This is a genomic window from Microbacterium sp. JB110 (assembly GCF_003335195.1).
Lineage (GTDB): Bacteria > Actinomycetota > Actinomycetes > Actinomycetales > Microbacteriaceae > Microbacterium.
The window spans coordinates 1-3690 of sequence record NZ_QPGM01000015.1; the positions used below are offsets into that span (position 1 = coordinate 1).

General features: G+C 70.9%; 1 protein-coding gene. It reads left to right on the forward strand.

Annotation, left to right across the window (positions count from 1 at the left end; genetic code table 11):
• On the forward strand, positions 1 to 3690 hold a 3690-nt coding region (locus tag CIK77_RS17395), incomplete at both ends, for a GH92 family glycosyl hydrolase (protein ID WP_181861437.1).

Sequence of the window (3690 nt, forward strand, 5' to 3'; positions counted from 1 at the left end):
GACCACGTCGACACGCTCAACGGCACGGGCATCGGCGGAGACGTGGTCGGTTCGATCAACAACTTCCCCGGCCCCGCCGTGCCGTTCGGCATGGCGCAGTTCTCGCCGGACACGAAGGACACGTACGCCGGGTACCAGTACCACAACGAGCAGATGAAGGGGTTCAGCATGAACCACGCCTCTGCCGGGTGCTACGTGTTCGGCGACCTCCCGATCCTCCCGATCACGGGCGACGTCGGATCCTCCCCCTGGAACACGACCCAGCGGTACACGCACGACGACGAGATCGGCGAGCCCGGCTACTACGCGGTGACCTTCCCCGACTCCGGCATCCGCAGCGAGCTGACGGCGACGGACCGCGTCGGCCTCAGCCGCATCAGCTTCCCGGACGGCTCGCCCGCGCACCTCACCCTCCGCGCGGGCGGGTCGATCAACGGCAACAGCGCCGCCGACCTCCGCGTCATCGATTCGCGCACGGTGGAGGGGTCCGCGACGACTGGCGACTTCTGCGGCAAGGGCAACACCTACACGATCCACTTCCGGCTGAGCTTCGACCAGGACTTCATCGATCACGGCACCTGGGACGGCGACGCCGTCGAGCAGGGGTCGGACGAGGCCTCCTCGCCGCGCGCCGGAGCGTACTTCTCCTTCCCCGAGGGCACGACGCTGCAGACGAAGATGGCCGTCTCGTACGTCTCGACCGAAGGAGCCGAGGCGAACATGGCGGCGGAGGCTCCCGGATGGGACTTCGACGACGTGCGCGCCGACGGCGAAGAGCGGTGGAACGAGGCGCTCTCGAAGGTCCGGATCTCGCAGGGCTCCGACGAGGACGTCGAGACCTTCTACACGTCGCTGTACCGCTCGCTGCTGCACCCGAACGTCTTCAACGACGTCGACGGGCGCTACATCGGGTTCGACGGCGAGATCCGCTCCGTGGAGGAAGGGCGCACGCACTACGCGAACTTCTCCGACTGGGACACGTACCGCACGCTCACGCCGCTGCAGACGATCCTGTTCCCCGACGTCGCGTCCGACATGGCGCAGTCGCTCGTGCTCGACGCCGAGCAGTCGGGCTCCCTCCCGCGCTGGCCCGTCGCGAACTCGGCGACAGGCCAGATGACCGGCGACAGCGTGAGTGCGCTGATCTCGCAGATCCACGCGTTCGGCGGCACGGACTTCGACGCCGCCTCCGCGCTCGACTTCATGGTCGCGGCGGCGGATGACGGGGGAGAGGGCCTCGACGGCTACGTGCAGCGGCCGGGCGCCGAGATCTACGCGGAGCGCGAGTACGCGCCGCAGGTCGAGGCGTTCCGGGGCGACCATCAGATCGTCGGCGGCTCGGTCACGCTCGAATGGTCGATCGACGACTTCGCCATCGGGCGCCTCGCCGCCGCCCTCGGAGAAGACGACGTCGTCGAACGGTTCCAGACGCGCTCGAACTTCTGGCAGAACCTCTTCGACCCCGCGCAGAACGCGATCGCCGCCCGCGCGGACGACGGGTCGTTCCTCGATGCGTCCGACCTGGGATCCGGCTTCGGGCAGCCCGGCTGGGACGAGGGCAACGCGGAGCAGTACCTCTGGATGGTGCCGCAGAACATCACCGGCCTGGCGTCCGCGCTCGGCGGCCGGGAGGCGACCGCGGAGCGGCTGGACACGTTCATGACTCACTTGAACTCCGGCGCGAACGAGCCGTACCTGTGGGCGGGCAACGAGCCGAACTTCCTCGTGCCGTGGATCTACAACTACCTCGGGCAGCCGTGGAAGACGCAGGCGTCGGTCGATCGGGTGCGCACGTCGCTGTTCACGGCGGAGCCCGACGGCGCGCCGGGCAACGACGACCTCGGCGCGATGTCGAGCTGGTACGTCTGGGCCGCGATGGGCCTCGTGCCCGCGACGCCCGGCACGCCCCTGCTCACGGTGAACACGCCGACGTTCGACCACGTGCGGATCGAGCTGAGCGGCGACCGGTCGCTGACGATCAACGCTCCCGGCGCGACGAGCGGCGAGCGGTACATCGACGGCCTGTCGGTCGACGGGGAGGCGTCGGACAGTGCCGCGCTGCCGGAGTCGGTGCTGAGCACGGGCGGCGTGGTCGATCTCGACCTCTCGGCGGAGCCCGGATCGTCCTGGGCGACCGCCGCGTCGTCGGCGCCCCCGTCGTTCGGCGACGGCGGCACCGGTTTCGCGCTGTCCACGGGCGCGGGGGTCGTCGACGCGAGCGCGGGCGAGAGCGCGACGGCGGAGATCGTCGCCAAGGCGTTCGACACCGATCTCGAGACCATCGACGTCTCCGCGACGTCGGAGGAAGAGGGCATCGCGGTCGATGCGGCACCGATCGACGTCTCGGCGGACGGGCCGTCGACGGGGCGGTTCGCGATCGAGGTCGGCGCCGACGTCGCCGAGGGCTACTATCCGATCGTCGTCACGGCGACCGCCGGCGAGTACGAGCGCGTGCAGCAGGTGACCGTGCGCGTGACGGACGAAGGCGGGTTCGCGCGCGCGATGAACGTGATCGCGACGGCGACCGCCGAGACGCGCGGCGAGGCCGACTTCGACACCGCGGGCAACAGCTACGCGCGCGAGGAGCTCGAGAAGGTGTCGCTGAGCCCGGGGAGCACGTTCTCGGTCGGCGAGCTCGAGGCGACGTGGCCGGCCAGCCCGGCGGGATACGCCGATGCGGTGCGCCCGGACGGGCAGACGATCCGGCTGCCGTTCGACCCGACGACGATCTCCTTCGTCGGCGCGGCGCGCGACGGCGGGGCGCGGGCCGAGGCGACCGTCGCGTTCGACGACGGCTCGACGCAGGACGTCCCCCTCGAGCTCGGCGACTGGGTGATCCCGGACGCGGACGGCAACCCGGTGTACGGCAACTCCGTGGTCGCGAAGATGCCGATGCGGTACGCGACGACCGACCTGCAGGGCGCGTACGTGTACGCGACGGAGCCGTACTCCGCGCCCGAGGGGCGGACGATCGAGAGCGTGACGCTGCCGAGCGGGGGCGACGCGGACCGACTGCGCCTGTTCGCGATCGCCGACGACGGCGTCGCCTCTGAACCCGCGGAGACGACGCTCCACGTGGAGCTGTCGTCCGACGCCGTCGTCGACGGCGAGACCGCGAACGCGACGGTCACCGTCACGCCGACGGCCGAGGGATGGATCGTCGTCGACGAGCGTGAGGGATCCTCGGCGCGTGCCGCCGCGTCGAGCCGCACGGAGCTGTCGGGCGGCGTCGCGGAGATCCCGGTCAGGCCGACGGGCGAGGGCCGGCACTCCTACCTGGCGTCCTTCGTCCCCGCGGATCCCGATGCGTTCGCCCCCTCGGAAGCGACCTTCGAGATCACCGTGTCGGACGGGTCGGACGGAGACGGCGACGGCGATTCGGACGGCGACGGCGACAACGGTGACGGCGACGACGACCAGGGCTCCGGTGACGGCGACGACCAGGGCTCCGGTGACGGCGACGACCAGGGCTCCGACGACGGCCAGGGCTCAGGCGACGACCAGGGCGACGACCAGGCTGCGGCCGGCGGCGGCGCGGATGCGGGCTCCGGCGATGCGGCGGCCGACGGGTCGAACGGCGGCATGCTCAGCGAGACCGGCATGTCGGGCACGGCATGGGCCGCCGCGGGGCTGATCGCTCGTGATGGTGTTCGACATCTACAACCCGCGCAACGGCGAGATCTACTCGAA